Source organism: Kribbella solani (genome assembly GCF_014205295.1).
Classification (GTDB): domain Bacteria; phylum Actinomycetota; class Actinomycetes; order Propionibacteriales; family Kribbellaceae; genus Kribbella; species Kribbella solani.
On the sequence record NZ_JACHNF010000001.1, the window covers coordinates 3,941,258 to 3,959,368 of the forward strand.

The 18,111-nt window shown below is 68.3% G+C and carries 17 protein-coding genes; 6 read left to right on the plus strand and 11 right to left on the minus strand.

Features of this window, described 5'->3' with window-relative positions; translation table 11 throughout:
* Positions 1 to 106 precede the first annotated feature (106 nt).
* The gene (locus HDA44_RS17865) at positions 107 to 3,883 is read left to right on the plus strand and encodes an endo-alpha-N-acetylgalactosaminidase family protein (RefSeq protein ID WP_184835850.1); all 3,777 of its coding nucleotides are present in this window, start codon (positions 107 to 109) and stop codon (positions 3,881 to 3,883) included.
* Between the two features lie 78 nt (positions 3,884 to 3,961).
* Here HDA44_RS17865 and HDA44_RS17870 read toward each other — a convergent pair whose 3' ends face one another.
* The 7 genes from HDA44_RS17870 to hppD form a co-directional block, all read right to left on the minus strand.
* Positions 3,962 to 4,375 (minus strand): hypothetical protein, encoded by a 414-nt coding sequence (locus tag HDA44_RS17870; RefSeq protein WP_184835852.1) that lies wholly within the window; start codon positions 4,373 to 4,375, stop codon positions 3,962 to 3,964.
* A gap of 87 nt (positions 4,376 to 4,462) precedes the next feature.
* Positions 4,463 to 5,707, minus strand: a complete 1,245-nt coding sequence (locus HDA44_RS17875; protein WP_184835853.1) for a HAMP domain-containing sensor histidine kinase — start codon at positions 5,705 to 5,707, stop codon at positions 4,463 to 4,465.
* Between the two features lie 3 nt (positions 5,708 to 5,710).
* A complete protein-coding gene (gene cseB, locus HDA44_RS17880) occupies positions 5,711 to 6,409 on the minus strand; it encodes a two-component system response regulator CseB (protein ID WP_131293492.1) in 699 nt (232 codons plus the stop codon).
* A gap of 15 nt (positions 6,410 to 6,424) precedes the next feature.
* The gene (locus tag HDA44_RS17885) at positions 6,425 to 7,006 is read right to left on the minus strand and encodes a hypothetical protein (RefSeq protein WP_184835855.1); all 582 of its coding nucleotides are present in this window, start codon (positions 7,004 to 7,006) and stop codon (positions 6,425 to 6,427) included.
* A gap of 138 nt (positions 7,007 to 7,144) precedes the next feature.
* Positions 7,145 to 8,521, minus strand: coding sequence for an FAD-binding oxidoreductase (locus HDA44_RS17890; RefSeq protein ID WP_184835857.1), 1,377 nt, complete (start codon positions 8,519 to 8,521; stop codon positions 7,145 to 7,147).
* Between the two features lie 90 nt (positions 8,522 to 8,611).
* Positions 8,612 to 9,085: a hypothetical protein gene (locus HDA44_RS17895; RefSeq protein WP_184835859.1), complete on the minus strand. Its 474-nt coding sequence runs from the start codon at positions 9,083 to 9,085 to the stop codon at positions 8,612 to 8,614.
* A 264-nt stretch (positions 9,086 to 9,349) separates the two neighbouring features.
* On the minus strand, positions 9,350 to 10,552 hold the full coding sequence (gene hppD, locus HDA44_RS17900; protein WP_184835861.1) for a 4-hydroxyphenylpyruvate dioxygenase: 1,203 nt from the start codon (positions 10,550 to 10,552) through the stop codon (positions 9,350 to 9,352).
* A 151-nt stretch (positions 10,553 to 10,703) separates the two neighbouring features.
* Here hppD and HDA44_RS17905 point away from each other — a divergent pair, with 151 nt between their 5' ends.
* Positions 10,704 to 11,174 (plus strand): Lrp/AsnC family transcriptional regulator, encoded by a 471-nt coding sequence (locus HDA44_RS17905; RefSeq protein ID WP_184835863.1) that lies wholly within the window; start codon positions 10,704 to 10,706, stop codon positions 11,172 to 11,174.
* Between the two features lie 178 nt (positions 11,175 to 11,352).
* Here the strand turns inward: HDA44_RS17905 and HDA44_RS17910 are convergent, their stop codons facing one another.
* Complete coding sequence (locus HDA44_RS17910) at positions 11,353 to 11,997, minus strand: helix-turn-helix domain-containing protein (protein ID WP_184835865.1); 645 nt, start codon at positions 11,995 to 11,997, stop codon at positions 11,353 to 11,355.
* A 145-nt stretch (positions 11,998 to 12,142) separates the two neighbouring features.
* On the opposite strand from HDA44_RS17910, the gene HDA44_RS17915 reads away from it, so the two are divergent.
* Positions 12,143 to 12,892: a hypothetical protein gene (locus HDA44_RS17915; protein ID WP_319039192.1), complete on the plus strand. Its 750-nt coding sequence runs from the start codon at positions 12,143 to 12,145 to the stop codon at positions 12,890 to 12,892.
* A gap of 19 nt (positions 12,893 to 12,911) precedes the next feature.
* Here HDA44_RS17915 and HDA44_RS17920 read toward each other — a convergent pair whose 3' ends face one another.
* Entirely contained in the window at positions 12,912 to 14,144 is a 1,233-nt protein-coding gene (locus tag HDA44_RS17920; RefSeq protein WP_184835869.1) for an MFS transporter, read from the minus strand.
* 17 nt (positions 14,145 to 14,161) lie between these two features.
* Positions 14,162 to 14,923 (minus strand): phytanoyl-CoA dioxygenase family protein, encoded by a 762-nt coding sequence (locus tag HDA44_RS17925; RefSeq protein ID WP_184835871.1) that lies wholly within the window; start codon positions 14,921 to 14,923, stop codon positions 14,162 to 14,164.
* 121 nt (positions 14,924 to 15,044) lie between these two features.
* On the opposite strand from HDA44_RS17925, the gene HDA44_RS17930 reads away from it, so the two are divergent.
* Entirely contained in the window at positions 15,045 to 15,704 is a 660-nt protein-coding gene (locus HDA44_RS17930; RefSeq protein ID WP_184835873.1) for a helix-turn-helix transcriptional regulator, read from the plus strand.
* Between the two features lie 14 nt (positions 15,705 to 15,718).
* Positions 15,719 to 16,267 carry an NUDIX hydrolase family protein gene (locus HDA44_RS17935; RefSeq protein ID WP_184835876.1) on the plus strand — a complete coding sequence of 183 codons (549 nt, stop codon included), beginning with the start codon at positions 15,719 to 15,721 and terminating at the stop codon, positions 16,265 to 16,267.
* 160 nt (positions 16,268 to 16,427) lie between these two features.
* Here HDA44_RS17935 and HDA44_RS17940 read toward each other — a convergent pair whose 3' ends face one another.
* The gene (locus HDA44_RS17940) at positions 16,428 to 17,156 is read right to left on the minus strand and encodes an SDR family oxidoreductase (protein ID WP_184835878.1); all 729 of its coding nucleotides are present in this window, start codon (positions 17,154 to 17,156) and stop codon (positions 16,428 to 16,430) included.
* Positions 17,157 to 17,257: 101 nt separating this feature from the next.
* On the opposite strand from HDA44_RS17940, the gene HDA44_RS17945 reads away from it, so the two are divergent.
* Positions 17,258 to 18,100: an MmyB family transcriptional regulator gene (locus tag HDA44_RS17945; RefSeq protein WP_184835879.1), complete on the plus strand. Its 843-nt coding sequence runs from the start codon at positions 17,258 to 17,260 to the stop codon at positions 18,098 to 18,100.
* The last annotated feature ends 11 nt before the right edge of the window (positions 18,101 to 18,111 follow it).

Consider the following 18,111-nt stretch of genomic DNA (forward strand, 5'->3'; position numbering starts at 1 on the left):
TTTTCCCACACGGCGAAAACCGTGAAAAATCTTCAGAATGATCCGATCTGTTCATTAGTGTTCGTTTCTCTTGACGAGCTCGCGCTTACGTGCGAACTTTCTCGACATGAAACGTTCAGTGGGGTGTGGAGTACTGGCTGTAGCGATCACCGCCGCCGCCCTCAGCCTGCCGACCGGGGCCCAGGCGAACGGCGCGAAATCCGATGGCTCGACCGGTGAGCTGACGTTGCGGTCCGCGGAGTTGACGGTCACCGTCGGGGCGAACTTCCCGCGAGTGGTCAAGTACGTCGACAACGCCTCCGGACAGGCCCTCGGGGGTCAGCCGGACGCGATCTCGACCGTGACGATCGACGGCGTACCCCGGACCGCGCACCTCGCCGCGGCCCCGGCGGTCGGCGGCGGGCGCGCGGCGTACACGCTGACTTTCGACGCCCTGCCTGGTGTCGAGTTGGACGCGAGCCTGAGCGTGCAGGGCCGGGTGACGACGTTCGCGATCGACGCCGTCCGCGACACCGAGGCGAGCCGCGTGCACACGATCGACATCCCCGACCACGACTTGGTCTCGGTGGCGAGTACGGATGCCGGTGCGACCACCGCGTTCACCACGCTCGACCCGGACTCGACCAGGACGGCGGACAAGATCACGCCGGTGACCGCGGGTACGCCTGCCGAGACGGCTGCGACCGGCGCCGCGTACGCCTTCGTCAACACGAGTGGGCTGGCGGCGGGGATCGAGTCGAACTCGGTGTACGACAAGCCGGCCGGTCAGTCCGTGGACGACGGCGCCCGGTTCTGGCATCGCGCTCGCAAGGGCGGCGACGGCAGCACGCGGGTAGGGGTCTGGAGCGGTCAGTGGACGTACCGGGCCGACACCGCGCCGTACACCGAGCCGCTGCCGTGGGCCAAGGTCGTGGTGACGCCGGACGCGAACCACGACCGGACGGTGGACTGGGAGGACGGCGCGATCGCGTTCCGCTCGATCATGACCGAGCCGAAGGGCGGCGACCAGGTCAAGGACCGGGTGATCACGCACATCCCGTTCAACTTCGCCAGCCAGGCGACGCATCCGTTTCTGCGCACCCTCGACGACGTGAAACGGATCTCGCTCGCCACCGACGGTCTCGGCCAAATGGCGATCCTGAAGGGATACGGTGCCGAGGGCCACGATTCCGCGCACCCGGACTACGGCGGCAACTACAACACCCGCGCCGGCGGCCTGACCGACCTGAACACCCTGCTGAAACAGGGCAAGTCGTGGAACGCGGCATTCGGCGTACACGTGAACGCGACCGAGTCGTACCCGGAGGCGAACGCGTTCAGCGAGGATCTGGTCGACAAGAACGCCAAGGGCTGGAACTGGCTGAACCAGAGCTACTACATCAAGCAACGGCCGGATCTTGCCTCCGGCAACATCGTGAAGCGGTTCCAGCAGTTGCGCGACGAGACCGACAAGAACCTGCAGGAGCTGTACATCGACGTGTACTACCAGTCCGGCTGGCTTGCCGACGGACTGACCCGGCAGCTGGCCGGCCAGGGCTGGCAGATCGCGACCGAGTGGGCCGACCGGCACGAGCGTACGTCGCTGTGGTCGCACTGGGCGAACGATCTTGATTACGGTGGCGCTACCAACAAAGGTCTGAACAGCAAGATCATCCGGTTCGTCCGCAACCACGAGAAGGATGTCTGGAACAACGACCCGATCCTCGGTCAGTCCGCGATCGTCGAATTCGAGGGCTGGACCGGCGAGACCGACTGGAACGCGTTCTACCAGAACATCTGGCAGCGCAACCTGCCGGCGAAGTTCCTGCAGCAGCAGAAGATCATGGACTGGAACGCGAACGACATCACCTTCACCGGCGGCGTACGCGGCGCGGTCGAGAACGGGAAGCGGACCGCGTACGTGGGTGCCGTGAAGGTGCTGGACGGCGACAAGTACCTGCTGCCGTGGGACAACAACAAGAAGCTGTATCACTACAACCCGGCAGGCGGGCGCACCACCTGGCAACTGCCCGCGGCGTTCGCCGATGTCCGCAGCTTCACCGCCTATCAACTGACCGACACCGGCCGCGCGCACCCGACCACCGTCCGGGCCAAGCAGGGCTCAGTCACGCTCGACGCGGTCGCGGGCAAGCCGTACGTTCTGTACCCGGTAGCCGCGCCGTCCCCACGTCCGGCGAACTGGGGCGCGGGGAGCCACGTACAGGACCCGGGGTTCAATGCCGGCAACCTCTCCGCCTGGCAGCCGGCCGGCGGCGCGAAGATCGACACCCTCGACAACGGTCAGCACGTCGCGTCCCTCGGCAGCAAGGCCTCGTCCCTGCGCCAGCGGATCACCGGACTGACGCGCGGCCGCATCTACAGCGCGTCGGCCTGGATCGAGGTCGAGCCCGGCAAGTCCCGCCCGACGACGATCAGCGTCGACGGGGTCAAGAACGTCGTGTCCAGGTCGACTGCCCAGAACCTGGTTGCCGCCGACGACAAACACGGTGGGTACTACCAACGGGCGCGCGTCGTCTTCCAAGCCAAGGGCGGCACCGCCGACCTGACCATCGGTGCGGTCGCGGGAGCGGCCCGGGTACGGCTGGACGATGTGCGCGTGGTCGAAACCACGCGACCGGGCAGCGGGCTGGTGGACGACTTCGAGAATGTCGACCAGGGCTGGGGTCCGTTCTTGAAGGGCGATGCGGGTGGCGTCACCGATCCGCGGACCGTGCTCGCCCCCAAGCACGCGCCGTACACCCAGGCAGGCTGGAACGGGAAGCTCGTCGACGACGTACTCGATGGCAACTGGTCGCTCAAGTCGCACGAGGAGAACGAAGGTTTGGTATACCGGACCGCGCCGTGGACGGTGAACTTCCAGCTCGGACACAAGTACAAGGTCAGCTTCGACTACGCGAGCGGCCGCGCCGGGCAGTACGCCTGGGTACAGGGAGTGGATCGCCCTGGGTCGGTCGAGGTGAAGGCGACGCCGATCGGCGAACAGCGCACGAAGGCGACCTTCGATCAGGAGTTCGTTGCCGGGTGCGGCGGTGACTATTGGGTCGGACTGCGCAAGCTGACCGACGGCGGTGACCAGGCGGACTTCGTGCTGGACAACTTCGCCGTCGCCGATCTGGGTACGACCTCGGAACCGGCCGACTGTACTTCGGTGGCCGTGTCCGGGCTGACCGGTCTGGTCTCCGGCGAGGCGAACACCGTTACGACCAAGTTCACCAACAACGATGTCGTTGCCGCGAACAACATCACGCTCGGCCTCACCGCGCCGGACGGCTGGACCGTCACGGCAATCACGCCGGCGACCCACACGTCCGTTGCCGCAGGCACCAGCGTGACCACCACGTGGGACGTCACCCCGCCGGCCGGAACGCCGGAAGGCAAGTACCCGCTGACGGCGAGCGGCGGCCGGGCAACGATCGGCGCCGAGGCCACCGTGCTACCGCCGGGAATCGTGCCGCAGTCGCGGATCAAGGTCGCGGACGTGAGCAGCGAGGACGTCGGCACCGGCGGCGCGGCGACCGCCGCACTGGACGGCAATCCCAGCACGATCTGGCATTCCGCCTGGTCCGAGGTCAGTACGCCGGCCGGGTACCCGCATCACCTGACGCTCGACCTCGGCTCGACGTACCAGGTGAACGGATTCAGTTACCTGCCCAGGCAGAGCGGTACGAACGGGATGTTCAAGGGCTACGAGATCTACGTCAGCGCGGACGGCCAGAACTGGGGTACGCCGGTGGCGACCGGTGAGTTCCCGAACTCCCGCGACGCCCAGCGGGTCAACTTCACCGCCACATCCGGCCGGTACCTGAAGTTCGTCGGGACCAGCTCGCTCAACGGCGCCGTCTTCGGCTCCGCCGCCGAGCTGAACGTGTACGGCACGCACTAGTACGCATCCAGTACATGCCAAAGCGGCGCCGCTCCCCGCCCCTTGGGGAGTGGCGCCGCTTGCTGCTGGCCCCACCAATTACTTGGTGATGGTCACCGAGACCGGCGCGGACGCGGTGTTCGCGGCGACGACGCGGAACTTGTTCACGCCGACCCGGCCGCTCTGTACCCAGACCGTGTAGGTCGCGCTCCGGGTCACCTTGGTGGTGGCCGGGAAGTTGACCCACTTGCCGTTCTCCAGCCGCTGCACCTGGACCACGGTGTTGGCGGCGATACCGGAGGTCTTGCCGGTGAAGGAGACCTTCGCCCAGGCCTTCGCGGTGACCTTGTCCGACTTGATCGTGATCGACTTCGCCGCGGCCGGGGTGCTGACCGCCGCGACCTGAGTGGTGGCGGCGTTGGCCTGCAGGGCGCCGGCCACGCCGAGGCCGGCGGCGGCCAGGGCGACACCAGCGAAAGCGGCGGCGGTACGACGCACGAACTGAGCACGCATGATGATGGTTTCCCCTCGTTTTGAAGGGCTCTCGGTGTGGGAGCCCGTTGCACAAGGAGAGACGCGGTGGACCGGCGAAAGGTTGTGTTACGACTCCGTCTCAGGTCCGGCGGGCAGGACCAGCCGGGCCAGCGCCCCACCACCGGGGGCCTCGCCGAACGTCAGCTCGGCGCCGAGCACCTTCGCGTGCCCGGCCGCGATGGTCAGCCCGAGGCCGTGCCCGACCCCGCGCTCGGCCATCCCGGACCGGAACCGGCGCGGGCCCTCGGCAATCAGCTCCTCCGGGTACCCGTTGCCGTGGTCAACCACCTCGACGGTCCGGCCGCTGACCGTCACCTCGACCGGCGGCTTGCCGTGCCGGAGCCCGTTCACGATCAGGTTGGCCAGGATGCGCTCGATTCGGCGCGAGTCGGTGGAAACCGTCTCGTCCGGGCCGGCCTGGTGCACGATCACGCTGTCCGGCGCGAGCGCCTGCTGCATCCGCAGCCGCCCGACCGCCGACCCGACGAACGCGCCCAGGCCGACCAGCTCCAGGTCGGCCTGTTCCACCCCGGAGTCGAACCGGGCGATCTCCAGCAAGTCCTCGACCAGCCGTCGAAGCACCTTCGCCCGGTCCCGTACCAGCTCACTCGGCCGCCCTGGTGGGAGCAACTCGGCCGCGGTGGTCAGCCCGGTCACCGGCGTACGCAGGTCGTGCGCGACGTCCGCGGTGAAGCGGCGCTCGGCCTCCAGCTGCCCGCGCAACGACGTGGCCATCGTGTCCAGCGCGGTGGCCAGCGACTGCACCTCGTCCTTGCCCTTGCCGACCGCCTCGGCCGCGGACGCGTCCAGATCGCCGGCCGCGATCCGGCGCGCCGTACCCGCGACCGCGACGATCCGTTTGGACAGGCTGCCGGCCAGGATCACGCTGACCAGGGCGACCAGCGCGACCGTACCGATGCCGCCGAGCAGCAGCGCCTGCTGCAGCGCCTTCATCGAGTCGTCGCTGTTCTCGTAGTCCTGCTCGATCGACAGCACCTTGCCGTCCTTGACCGCCACCGCCGCCCACATCTTGGCCCGCGGCGACCCCGTCTTGAAGGTCGCCCGCTTGCCCTGCAGTACGGCGTCCCGCAACTGCGGCGGCAGATCCGGATCATCCAGCTTGGCACCGAACACCGGTACGTCGTTGGTGTCGTAGCTCTGCGCCGCGAGCTGGATCCGCTCGTCCGCGAAGCTGCGCGTCCGGTCCAGCCGGGCCGACTGGGCCTGGGTGTAGACCGCGACGCACAGCACCAGAATCGCGAGCGACGAGACGAGCAAGAAAATGAGACCGAGCTTGCCCCGGAGGCCCATCTCCTATGCCCTGAGTTTGTACCCGAAGCCGCGGACGGTTTCGATTCGGTCGGCGCCGATCTTGGTCCGGAGCCGCTGCAGGTGGACGTCGACCAGCCGGCCGTCGCCGCCCCACTCGTAGTCCCAGACCCGCTGCAGCAGCGTCGACCGGCTCAGCACCACGCCGGGGTTGTTGGCGAACTCGATCAGCAGCTTGAGCTCGGTCGGCGTCAGCTGGACGGTCTGTCCACTCCGCCGCACCTCCAGCGCCTCCCGGTCCAGCTCCAGATCGCCGAACGACTCCACCCCGGAGCCGGCCGCCGGGGCCGGACGCTCCGGATCGGACACCGCCCGCCGCATCACCGCCCGAAGCCTGGCCACCAGCACCTGGGTGTCGAACGGTTTGGTCACATAGTCGTCGGCGCCCGCTTCCAGCCCGAGGACGACGTCGAGCGCGTCACCGCGCGCCGACACCATCACGATCGGGACCGTACTGGTCTCACGGATCCGTCGGCACACCGAGATGCCGTCCAGCCCGGGCAGCATGATGTCCAGCATCACGACGTCCGGATGGATCTTCTCGAAACGCTCGATCGCTTCCAGGCCGTCCTCGGCCGTGGTCACGTCGTAGCCGTGCCGCTCGAGGGTCAACTGGGTCGCCTCACGGATCACCGCGTCGTCCTCGACCATGAGAATGCGCGCTGCCGGTTCTTCCGGTACCACCGAACTTCAGTCTCCCTACTGGTCCGTCGAGCTCACCTTGATCATCTGCCGACCGTTCCAACGGTAGACCTCGACCCGGCGACCCGACGGGCAGCAGACCGGGTCGTTGATCGTGAAGATCTTCGACTCGACCACCAGGTCCCCTTGCGGGCTGGCGTTCACGGTCGGCTGCTCGACGTTCAAACTCCAGATCGGTCGCGGGCCGGATGGCTCCACGGCGATCAGGAAGATACCGAAGACGAACTTTTCCAGGGTATGGATCAGGACGATCTGCTGAGGTGTACCGCTGTGCAATACATCAACGGTCCTACCCCTGCTGAGGCAACGCGAAATCACCGTGCAATTCGTGAGAACCGTCCGGGAGTACCCGGACAGCCGCTTGTCGGCGAGCAATCGGACCCGAACTTCGGCCAGATCGACCGCCACCGCCGGGGTACGCATCGGGTGCGGGCTGGGCGTGGTGAGGCCCGGCGTCGACGGCGGGGCCGGCTCCGGTCCCTCGACCCGCAGCCCACCACCGTTCGCGCAGGCGGACAGCAACGCCGTCGCGACCACGGCCGCGAAGGCAGGAAGCACGGCACGGCGCCACTGACCCATCGGGCGCCTCCTACCCTGCATCCGGTCCCCCGCGAATTCTTCTCAGCTTTCGCTACCTATGCTGTCGGCTCGACGTCACATTCGACGGGCATGGACGTCGAATGGCCCCGGCAGTTCTGTTGCGATTGGGTCACAGCCTCACTCGGCAACGATCTTGCCGGGGTTGAGCAGGTTCTTCGGGTCCAGGGCGGACTTGATCGCCCGGTGCACGTCCAGCGCGACCGGACCGATCTCCTCGGCCAGCCAGGTCCGCTTCAGGACGCCGACGCCGTGCTCACCGGTGATCGTGCCGCCGAGCTCCAGCCCGATCTCCATCACCCGGTCGAACGCGACCTGGGCTCGTTCGGCCTGCGCCGGGTCGGCCTGGTCGAAGACCACGGTCGGGTGCATGTTGCCGTCGCCGGCGTGGCCCAGTACGCCGATGGTGATGTCCAGCTCGGCCGACAGCGCTTCCAGCCGGCCGATGAACTCCGCCAGCCGGGTCCGCGGCACGGCGACGTCGTCGATCATCGTGGTCCCGAGCTGCTCCAGCGCGGTCAGTGCCACCCGGCGGCCTTCGAGCAGCATGTCGCCCTCGGCGTCGTCCTCGGCCTCGATGCACTCCAGCGCGCCGTGGTCGCGGCACAGCTTGGCCACCGCGGCGACATCGGCCGCGCCCGCCTCGCCACCCGCGTCGGACTGCGCGATCAGCATCGCCGCCGCCTCGTCCGGCAGATCCATCCGCTTGTACTTGTTCACCGCGCGGATCGTGGTCTGGTCCATGATCTCCAGCAGGCTGAGCGAGACGCCGCTGCGGATGATCTCCAGGATCGCGTTCCCGGCCTCGACGCCGGAGCCGAACAGCGCGGCCATCGTCGTCGGCTTGGCCGCCGCCGGCCGGAGCATCAGCGTCGCCTCGGTGATGATGCCGAGCGTGCCCTCGCTGCCGACGATCAGCTTCGCCAGGTCGTACCCGGCGACGCCCTTGACCGTCCTCCGGCCGGTGCGCAGGAGCCGCCCGTCGGCGAGCACGACCTCCAGGCCGAGTACGTAGTCGGTGGTCACGCCGTACTTCACGCAGCACAGGCCGCCGGAGTTCGTGGACAGGTTGCCGCCGATCGAGCAGAACTCCCAGCTGGACGGGTCCGGCGGGTAGAACAGCCCGTGCTCGGCCACGGCGCGCGACAGTACGGCGTTGTACACGCCTGGTTGCGTGACGACGTACCGGTCGATCGGCTCGATGGCCAGAATCCGGTCCATCTTCTCCAGCGAGATCACGACGCAGCCGTCCAGCGCGTTCGCCGCGCCGGACAGGCCGGACCGGGCACCCTGCGGCACGATCGGTACGCCGGCCTCGTGCGCGATCCGGACCGCGGCCTGGACGTGCGCGGTCTCCCGCGCCAGCACGACGGCCAGCGGCATTCCGGCCGGACAGAACATCGCCCGGTCGTACCGGAAGCTCTCCATCCGGTCCGGGTCCGTCACCAGGGCCTCGGCGGGCAGGGCCTGGCGCAGTTGCTCGACAACCTGACTCATACCGCGAGCCTAGTGAATACCGCTCAGTACCGCGCCCCCTTGTCTCAGCTGGTGCTGGACCTCAGCTGGTGCTCGACGCGGGGGCGCGGTTCAGCGCGTACGTCTGGTGGCGTTCTCCGAGATCTCCTCGTAGCCGCCGCCATAGTTGTGGTACTCCCGGCCGATCGCGACGAAGGTGATACTGCCGCTGGCCGCCTTCACCTTCGGTGTCCGGCAGGTGCGCTGGTTCTGGATGACCGAACCGTTGCCGCCGCTGCTGTCACAGCTGAGCACCCGGCCGTTGCTGCCGCCCCCGTACTGGACCAGGAAGGCGTTCGCCTTCGCGTTGGCCACCAACGGCGACGCCATGGTGATCTCGGCCCAGTACTGCGAGCAGTTGTCCCGGACCAGCCGGATCGTGCCCCAACTGGGCGGTTTGTTGTCTCGTAGCATCGGCGCGGACGCGATGGACGTCGCACCAGAACAGTTGGCGGCCGCGACCGCCTGGGCCGGCGCGGCGGTGAGGGCGAACGCGCCCACCCCGGCAAGGCCCGCGGTGCTGAGCAGAATGCCCAGTGTCTTCATGACGAAACCCTTCCTGAGCACACGCCCCGACGCGCGCTCAGGAACGCACACTACGCGAACACCCGCTGCCCCGACAGTCATTCCGGTAATCGGACGGCGACACGCCGTAACCAGTTGCGCCCAGCAACCTCCGGGCCCCCAACCACCCCACCACAAGAGTGGATATCCACCGCTGTAGTGCCTTCTCCACTCTCGTACCAGTGGAGAACCCCCAACACGAGTGGATATCCACTCGTGTCGGGGGTTGGGGGCACTGGGCAACCGTCAGAGGTTGCCGCGGCGCTCCTGCTCGCGCTCGATCGCCTCGAACAGGGCCTTGAAGTTGCCCTTGCCGAAGCCCAGCGAGCCGTGCCGCTCGATCAGTTCGTAGAAGACCGTCGGGCGGTCGCCGATCGGGGCGGTGAAGATCTGCAGCAGGTACCCGCCCTCGTCCCGGTCGACCAGGATGCCGCGCGACTGCAGCTCGTCGATCGGTACCCGCACCTCGCCGATCCGGGACCGCAGCTCGGGGTCCTGGTAATACGAGTCGGGCGTGTTCAGGAACTCGACGCCGTTCGCCCGCATGATGTCGACGGTCCGCAGGATGTCGTTGGTGGCGAGCGCGATGTGCTGCGCGCCGGCGCCGTCGTAGAACTCCAGGAACTCGTCGATCTGGCTCTTCTTCTTCGCGATCGCCGGCTCGTTCAGCGGGAACTTCACCCGGTGGTTGCCGTTGGCGACGACCTTGCTCATCAGCGCCGAGTAGTCGGTGGCGATGTCGTCACCGATGAACTCGGCCATGTTCACGAAGCCCATCACCTTGTTGTAGAACCCCACCCACTCGTCCATCTTGCCGAGTTCGACGTTGCCGACGACATGGTCGATGGCCTGGAAGAGCCGCTTCGGGTGCCCCTCCGGCCGGGTCACCCGCGTGGTCGCGGCGACGAAGCCAGGCAGGTACGGGCCGTCGTACCGGCTGCGGTCGATCAGGGTGTGGCGGGTGTCGCCGTACGCGGCGATCGCGGCGCGGCGGACCGTACCGTGCTCGTCGGTGACGTCGTTCGGCTCCTCCAGTACGGTGGCGCCGACCTTGCGCGCGTGCGCGATGCACTTGTCCACGTCGGGCACTTCGAGGGCGATGTCCGCGACGCCGTCACCATGCTTGCGGTGGTGGTCGAGCAGCGGGCTCTTCGGGCTCACGCCGCCGGAGATCACGAACCGGGCCGACCCTGCCTTCAGTACGTACGCCTTGCCGTCCTTGGCGCCGGTCTCCGGGCCGGAGTACGCGACCAGGTCCATGCCGAAGGCGAGCTGGTAGTACTTCGCGGTCTGGGTGGCGTTGCCGACCACGAACACCACCGCGTCCATCGCGGTCACCGGGAACGGGTCGGTGGTCTCGTCGTACGGCACCAGGCCGACGAGCTGCTTCAGCTGGTCGAGATCGAGATCGGCGTCGAGCTCCGCGGGGGTGAGGTCGGTGCTGGTCATCGGGTGCTCCTCCAGGTTCGGATCGGTACCCAGAGCCTGGTTCGCGACGACAGGTTGTGCAACAGTTTGTTATTTTGCTGGGCAGGTTGTCCAGTATCTTTGGGGTTGGTCTGGACTATTTGGTCAGGGTGACTATTGCTGGAGGGTTGGTATGTCGGTGGATGCGCTGGACGCGCGGATCCTGGGGTTGTTCGCGTCCGAGCCGCGGGTCGGGGTGCTGGAGGCGTCGCGGCGGCTGGGGGTCGCGCGTGGGACGGTGCAGGCGCGGCTGGATCGGTTGCAGCGCGACGGAGTCGTACGCGGGTGGGGGCCGGACATCGACACCACGGCGATCGGTTATCCGGTGACCGCGTTCGCGACGTTGCAGATCGAGCAGGGGTCCGGGCACACGACGGTGGCGGCGGCGCTGGCGCGGATCCCGGAGGTGCTCGAAGTACACACGATCACCGGCGCCGAGGACCTGTGGTGCCGAATCGTCGCCCGCTCCAACGCCGACCTGCAACGCGTCATCGACCAGGTGGTCATCGTCCAGGGCATCCAAAGAGCTTCAACCGTCATAGCCCTGGCCGAACAAATCCCCCACCGAGTACTCCCGCTAGTAGAAGCAGCCACCAAACCCTGAACCACCCCGCGCCCTCGCCCGCCCGTTTCCGGCTGGGACCATTTGAGAGGTGAACCTCGTAGCTGACCCCTTCACCTCTCGCATGCGGAAGGTGAAGGGACAAGCCGGAAGGTTCACCTCTGAAATGGCCCCACGCTCGGCGTGAACCGGTGGCTGCACCGGGTGGTGGGGGTGCTGGTCAGGCGAGGCGTTTGGCTACTTCTACGGCGGCTCGGGCTACTCGGGGACCGACGAAGTCTCGGTCGAGTTTGCCGAGGACGACCACGCCGATGGAGGCTTCCACGCCTGGTACGCCGAGGACGGGGGACGAGACGCCCTGGGCGCCGGCCTGGAGTTCGCCGGCGGTGATGACGAAGGGGCGGCCGGCGGGGTCGGGTTTGCGGCGGCCGGCCAGGATCGCCTTGCCGGCCGCGCCCTGGTCGAGGGCGTGCCGGGAACCCATCCGGTAGGAGACGTGGAAGTCCGTCCAGCTCGGCTCGATCACCGCGATCGCCAGCGCCTCCTCACCGTCCGCGACGGTCAGGTGCGCTGTCGCGCCGGTGTCCTCGGCGAGCGAACGCAGCACCGGCAGCGCCGCGTCCCGCAGCGTCGGCTGCACCCGGCGGCTGTAGTGCAGGACCGCGAGCCCCAACCGCGCCCGCCCTTCACTGTCCCGCCGCACCAACCGGTGCAGTTCGAGCGTGTTCACCAGGCGGTACACGACCGTACGGCTGACCCCGAGCGCCGCGGCGAGCTCGGTGATGGAGAGCCCGTCCGGTGCGTCCGCCAGCAACTCGAGGACAGTGAGTCCCCGATCGAGCGTCTGGGAAGTTTCGGCTGGCACTGGTGTCCTGTCGGCGTCGTAACTCGAACGATAGCGGCGAGGTGCGTGCCTGGGCGCCGATAGCGTCGAGCTACGGCGCCGACAGGACACCTTGCCAGGGTATCCGCTATTCGGGCACGGACCGATGGGCCCGTATCTTGCTGCCGTGCGAAATTACTGGTCGCTGCTCCCTGCCGTCCTCGTGGCCGTGGTGCTGATCCTGGCGTACGCGGTGCCGACCCTGATCAATCCACAGTGGACGAGCTCGATCACGGCCCTGTTCCGCACCGCGCCGGTGCCGGCCGACGCGACCGAGGACGAGGTCCGCCGGGCGGCCGGAATCCTCGGCCCGCAACAGATCCGCTCCCGCAAGATGCTGGCCGTGACGCTGATCGCCGGCGCGCTGGTGCTGGTCGGCATCAACATCTCGTTCAACCGGGAGGCGGTCGGCTGTTACAAGGCGGCGCGGGCGTTCGGCGCGATCGACGGCCCGGACACCAAGGACCCGTGCGTGAACATGATCTTCGGCACATTCCTCGGCGACGGCCGCGGCAGCAGCTCGGAGAAGTCGCCGCAGCCAGTACAGAACTACCAGCTGGTCAAGGGCAACAAGCCGAAGTACCTGAAGTGGATCCAGAACCCGCCCAAGTACGACAACGCGGACCTCCTGATCGGTACCGGGATCGCCTGCGCCGGCGACCTGCGAATCGAGGAGCACGAGGACAAGGTCCTGGTGTACATCGACGTCGACACCCCGTGCCCGGCCGAGAGCAACGCGTCGATCACCGCGTTCAAGCTGAAGAAGCCGCTCGGCGACCGCAAGCTCGTCACCGTCGGCGACAAGCCGATGACCGAGATCAACCCGGACATGGATTCCTGGTTCACGGTCCTGAAGAAACTCGCGACCGGCGGCTAGACCATCGACGGCCGCGTCGTCAGCTGAGCGCGCGCGTACGCGAGTCGTACTCCCGGAACGCCCGGTTCCGGGCCAGCAGGATCAGCAGTCCGGTGATGCAGACCGCGGCGCCGCCGAGCAGTGCGATCGTCGGGCTGGTCAGCGACGCGGTCGTACCGGCCACGAAGTCACCGAGCCGCGGCCCACCGGCCACCACCACGATGAACACCCCTTGCAGCCGCCCGCGCATCGCGTCCGGCGCGGCCGACTGCAGCACGGTGTTCCGGTACGCGGAACTGACCATGTCCGCGGCACCGGACATCGCCAGGAGCGCGATCCCGAGCCAGATCGTCCGCGACAGCCCGAACAGTCCGACGGCCGCCGCGTACGCCGTGATCGCCAGCACGATCGCGATGCCCTGCCGCCGTACCCGCGTCACCCAGCCGGAGAAGATCACGCCGATCAGCGCGCCGATCGCCGGAGCGGCCTGTAGTACGCCGACGGTCCGGACGCCGCCGCCGAAGAACGCGCCCGCGACCGCCGGGAACAGCGCCCGCGGCTGCGCGAACACCATCGCGAAGATGTCCGCCAGGAACGTCGCCAGCAGCGCCGGCGCGGTCCGTAGGAAACTGAATCCCTCCAGTACCGACCGCAGCCCGGCCCGGCGGACCGATCCCTCCGGAGGCACCGGCGGCAACCGGAAGAGGGCGTACAGCGCGGCCGTGAAGGTGATCACGTCGATCAGGTACGCGGCGGCGAACCCGTGCCAGGCGATCACCGCCGCGCCGAGCAGCGGGCCGGCGGTGAAGCCCAGGTTGAACGCGGCCTGGCTGAGCGTGTTCGCGGCCGGCAGCAGCGCGGGCCTGATCAGCCGCGGGATGATCGCGGACCGGGCCGGGTTGTTGACCGCGAAACACGCCGACTGACAGGCCACCACCGCGTACAGGACGCCGACCTGTCCCCAGTCGAGCTGTGATTGCAGCACCAGCACCATCGAGAGCAGCCACAGCCCTGCCGACGAGATCAGCGCGAGCGTACGGCGGTCGATCGCGTCCGCCATCGCACCGCCGTACAGACCGAACACGATCAGCGGGACCAGCGAGAACAGGCCGACCAGCCCGACCGCGAAGGTCGAGTGCGTCAACGCGTACACCTGGATCGACACCGTCACCGCGGTCATCTGCTGACCGAGCTGCGACACCGTCGACCCGAGCCACAACCGCCGGAAATCAGCGGACTCGCGCAGCGGACGGATGTCGGTGAGCAGACGCACGCCGACAAACTTAACTCTTAAACCTTCGGGAAGAGCTCGTGGTCGAGGGGCGCTCCGATCGTCAGGCTGAGCCCGTCCGTGCAGACGTGACCACTACCTGTGTACGTCGCGTCCGCGTCGATGTAGATCGCGACGTGGGCGATCCGCGGATCGTCGGTCAGGTTCGGCGTCGCGGAGTGCGCCAGGTACGCGTTGTGGAAGGTGCAGTCGCCGGCCTGCAACGGGATCGTGAGCCGCTCCTCCCAGCGCAGATCCGGTGCGGCGCGGAACAGGTCGTCGCGATCGGACAGGTCCTGGCTGCGCAGGTTCTGATGGTCCTGCGAGCCGGGGATGAAGGTCATGCAACCGCGCTCCACCGGTACGTCGACGAGCGCGATCCACGCCGACAAGGAGGCCCGCGATCCGGCGTGCGGCCAGTACGGCGCGTCCTGGTGGAACTCGGTGGCGGCGCCGTTGTGCGGCGGCTTGATCAGCAGTTGGTCGTGCCAGATCCGCAGCGGTACGCCCGCCAGCGCGGTCGCCGCCGCGGCCAGCCGGGGGTCCAACGTGAGTTCTTTCAGTACGGCGTTCTGCTGCCACACGTTGACGTACTGGTTGAAGATCTTCGAGCCCTCGAAGTTGTCGTCGGCGTTCGCGGTCCACTCGGTCGCCGCCGCGGCGAACCGGGCCGCCTCGTCCCGGCTGATGATGTTCCGGAGCCGGACGACGCCGTCGCGGCGATAGGCCGAAATGGTCTCTTCGTCGAGCGTCGCTGGTGCCGTAGGGTCGGTCGTGGTCATCGGCGTACTCCTCGGATTCCCGTGGTCTGGAAGGTGATTCCAGCTTCACGGACCGGGGCGTACGCGGACCAGGCGATGGTTGACCACGAGTTGACTGATCTTGACTTCTCTGGAGTCGCGGATGCACAACATACTGAGCAACGAGGTGTTCCCGGATCCGCGGCTGCCGGTCGCCGGCGAGCGGATCGAGGTGGCCGCCGACGTCGCTGTCCACAGCCATGCGTTCTTCGAGATCGCGGTGGTGGTTTCCGGTCGTGGCACGCATGTGTCGGCGGCCGGGGAGGTGGCGCTGGCGCCCGACTCGGTGGTCGTGCTGCGGCCGGGCGAGTGGCATGGGTACGTCGAGTGCGACCGGCTTGTCGTCCGCAACGCGTATCTCGGACCGGATGTGTTCGCGATGCTCTCCGGCGCGCTGGTGCCCGGGGCCTCGGGTGCGGCACCGGGTACGCGGGAGCCGGCGCATCCGGCGGTGCAGCACGCCATGCGGCTCCTGGAGGCCGACCCGGCCGACGCGTGGACCCTGGAACGGCTGAGCGCCCGCGTCAATCTCGCGCCCGGGTACCTGGTGCGCGTCTTCGGCAAGTCGATCGGGATGGCACCGATGGCGTACCTGAACCGGGTCCGGGCCGAGCGCGCCGCCGGGTTGCTGATCGAGACCGAGCTGCCGATCAGCACGATCGGTACCCAGGTCGGCTGGCCGGATCCGAGCCACGCCACCCGTAGGTTCCGCTCCACTTTCGGGCTCAGTCCATCCCAGTACCGGTCCGCTTTCAGACCGTAGGCGAAGATGTCCCCATGACGTCGTCTTTGCGTACGCCCGACCCGAATCCTGGGTGGCTGTCCGAGTTCGCGCTGGCCGAGACCCGGACCCGGGTGCCGATCCTGTACGTCGAGGCGGTCCCGGCCCGGGTCGACTCGCTCGGCCAGATCGAGCACATCGGCGTACTGCTCCGGACCTCGCCCGCGACCGGCGAGATCACCCGTACCCTGGTCGCCGGCCGGGTGCTGCACAACGAGTCGATCCGGGACGCGCTGCACCGCAACATCGAGAAGGACCTCGGTCCGGCCGCGTTCCCGCGGCTGCCGTCCTCGCTGGTGCCGGTCACGGTCGCCGAGTACTTCCCGTTCCCCGGTATGACGCCGCTGCACGACCCGCGCCAGCACGCTGTCTCGCTGGTGTACGTCGTGCCCGTGACCGGCGAGTGCAACCCGCGCCAGGACGCGCTCGAACTGACCTGGCTCACGCCCGAAGAAGCCCTCGCCCCCAGCCTCCTGAACGACCTGGAAGGCGGCCGCGGCCACCTCCTTAAACAAGCCCTGGCCTGGTCCGGCGCCACCGTCTGACGCCGCGGAGCAACCCGCCGTGCCGCACAGCCCAGCCAGCCCACCGCCGGCCCCGCCTGTTCCCGGGGCCTCAGCTCGCCCGTGATGCACTGCCCGGCGCCCCCCTCACTCTCACAACGAAAGTGCAGTCCGCCCGTGAAGTGCGGTTCGGCGTGCGCGGTTACCAGTCGAGCCTGCCCTCTTCGGCGTAGACCTGTCCGGTTGGGCCGTCCTGCGGCAGGGTAGCTAGCTGGACGGCTACCGCTGCGCCCTGGGCCGGGGTGCGGGCGGCGTCCCAGCCGCCCATGTCGGTGGCGCAGTTGCCCGGGTCGGCGCCGTTGACCAGGATGCCGGTGCCGCGGAGCTCGTTCGCCAGCATCACGGTGACCATGTTCACCGCCGCCTTGGACGAGTTGTACCCGAGCGTCTCCACCGTCGACATCCGCGACTCCGGATCGCCGACCTGCGCGAACGACGCCAGCGACGTCGACAGATTCACGATCCGCGCCGCCGGCGCCGTCCGGAGCAGCGGCAGGAACGCCTGCGTCACCTCCACCAGCCCGATCACATTCGTCTCGAAGGCGGCCCGCAGTACGCCACCATCGATCCGCGACACCGCATCATCACCGGCCGGGATGATCGCCGCGTTGTTGACCAGTACGTCCAGCCGCCCGTACGCCGCGCCGACCTTCGCCGCGGCCGCCCGTACCGATGCCGGATCGTCCACGTCCAGCTGAATCGCGACCGCGTCGATCCCCTCCGCGACCAGCTCCTTCACCGCCAGTTCCCCGCGCTCCGCATCCCGCGCTCCGGCCAGTACGGTGAACCCGCCCGCGCCGAGCTGCCGCGCGATCTCCTTGCCGATACCTTTGTTGGCGCCCGTGACGAGCGCGATCTTGTTCGTGGTCATGTCCTCCACCCTCGGCCGGATCGCGGCGCCCAGGCAGAGCGGGCCGAGCCTGGGACTGCCACTCCCTGGATGCGCCGGACGCCCTCTGCGATCCTGGAACCGTGGATCGACACGGACTGGCCGACTTCCTCCGCGTACGCCGGGAGGCGCTGCAACCATCCGACGTAGGTCTCCCGGCCGGACTGCGCCGCCGTACGCCTGGGCTGCGCCGGGAGGAAGTGGCGAACCTGGCGACGATGTCGACGGATTACTACACCCGGTTGGAGCAGGGCCGTGGCCCGCGCCCGTCGCGGCCGGTGCTGACTGGGCTCGCGCGGGCGCTGCGGTTGTCCGACGACGAGCGTGCGCACCTGTTCCGGCTGGCCGGTGAGCAACCCGGTCCGCCGCCGGGGCCACCGTCCGACGTACGCTCCGGGGTCCTGCGGATGATCGCCCACCTGGACGTGCCTGCGCTGGTACTGGACGCCAAGTACGACGTGCTGGCCTGGAATCCACTCGCGGCCGCGCTGATCACGGACTTCTCCGCTGTCCCGCGGCGCGAACGGAACCTGCTCCGGCTGCGCTTCCTGACCGACCGGCAGGCCGAGCTCTTCGGCGAAAACGCCACCCGGGAGTTCGCCCGCGAAGCAGCCGCTGATCTACGGGCGGCGACCAGCACGTACCCGGACGATCCGGAGCTGGCCCGGTTGGTACGGGATCTGCAGGCCGGCAGTCCGGAGTTCGCCGAGATCTGGTCACGGCACGAGGTCGGCCGGCAGCAGTCGCTCTGCCAGACGATCCATCACCCCCAGGTCGGCCGGATCGACGTCATCTGCGAGGTCCTGGTCGTCCCGGAACGCGACCAACGCGTCATCCTGTACACCACACCCCCCGGCTCCCCCTCCGACCAGGCAATCCGCCTACTCGACGTAATAGGCACCCAAACCCTCACCCCCCAAACCTGAACCCCAACCCA

Bases quoted from the DNA above. Each gene is read 5' to 3' on its own strand.
- HDA44_RS17865 (WP_184835850.1), top strand. From the start codon at position 107: ATGAAACGTTCAGTGGGGTGTGGAGTACTGGCTGTAGCGATCACCGCC.
- HDA44_RS17870 (WP_184835852.1), bottom strand. From the start codon at position 4,375: ATGCGTGCTCAGTTCGTGCGTCGTACCGCCGCCGCTTTCGCTGGTGTC.
- HDA44_RS17875 (WP_184835853.1), bottom strand. From the start codon at position 5,707: ATGGGCCTCCGGGGCAAGCTCGGTCTCATTTTCTTGCTCGTCTCGTCG.
- HDA44_RS17885 (WP_184835855.1), bottom strand. From the start codon at position 7,006: ATGGGTCAGTGGCGCCGTGCCGTGCTTCCTGCCTTCGCGGCCGTGGTC.
- HDA44_RS17890 (WP_184835857.1), bottom strand. From the start codon at position 8,521: ATGAGTCAGGTTGTCGAGCAACTGCGCCAGGCCCTGCCCGCCGAGGCC.
- HDA44_RS17895 (WP_184835859.1), bottom strand. From the start codon at position 9,085: ATGAAGACACTGGGCATTCTGCTCAGCACCGCGGGCCTTGCCGGGGTG.
- hppD (WP_184835861.1), bottom strand. From the start codon at position 10,552: ATGACCAGCACCGACCTCACCCCCGCGGAGCTCGACGCCGATCTCGAT.
- HDA44_RS17905 (WP_184835863.1), top strand. From the start codon at position 10,704: ATGTCGGTGGATGCGCTGGACGCGCGGATCCTGGGGTTGTTCGCGTCC.
- HDA44_RS17925 (WP_184835871.1), bottom strand. From the start codon at position 14,923: ATGACCACGACCGACCCTACGGCACCAGCGACGCTCGACGAAGAGACC.
- HDA44_RS17930 (WP_184835873.1), top strand. From the start codon at position 15,045: ATGCACAACATACTGAGCAACGAGGTGTTCCCGGATCCGCGGCTGCCG.
- HDA44_RS17935 (WP_184835876.1), top strand. From the start codon at position 15,719: ATGACGTCGTCTTTGCGTACGCCCGACCCGAATCCTGGGTGGCTGTCC.
- HDA44_RS17940 (WP_184835878.1), bottom strand. From the start codon at position 17,156: ATGACCACGAACAAGATCGCGCTCGTCACGGGCGCCAACAAAGGTATC.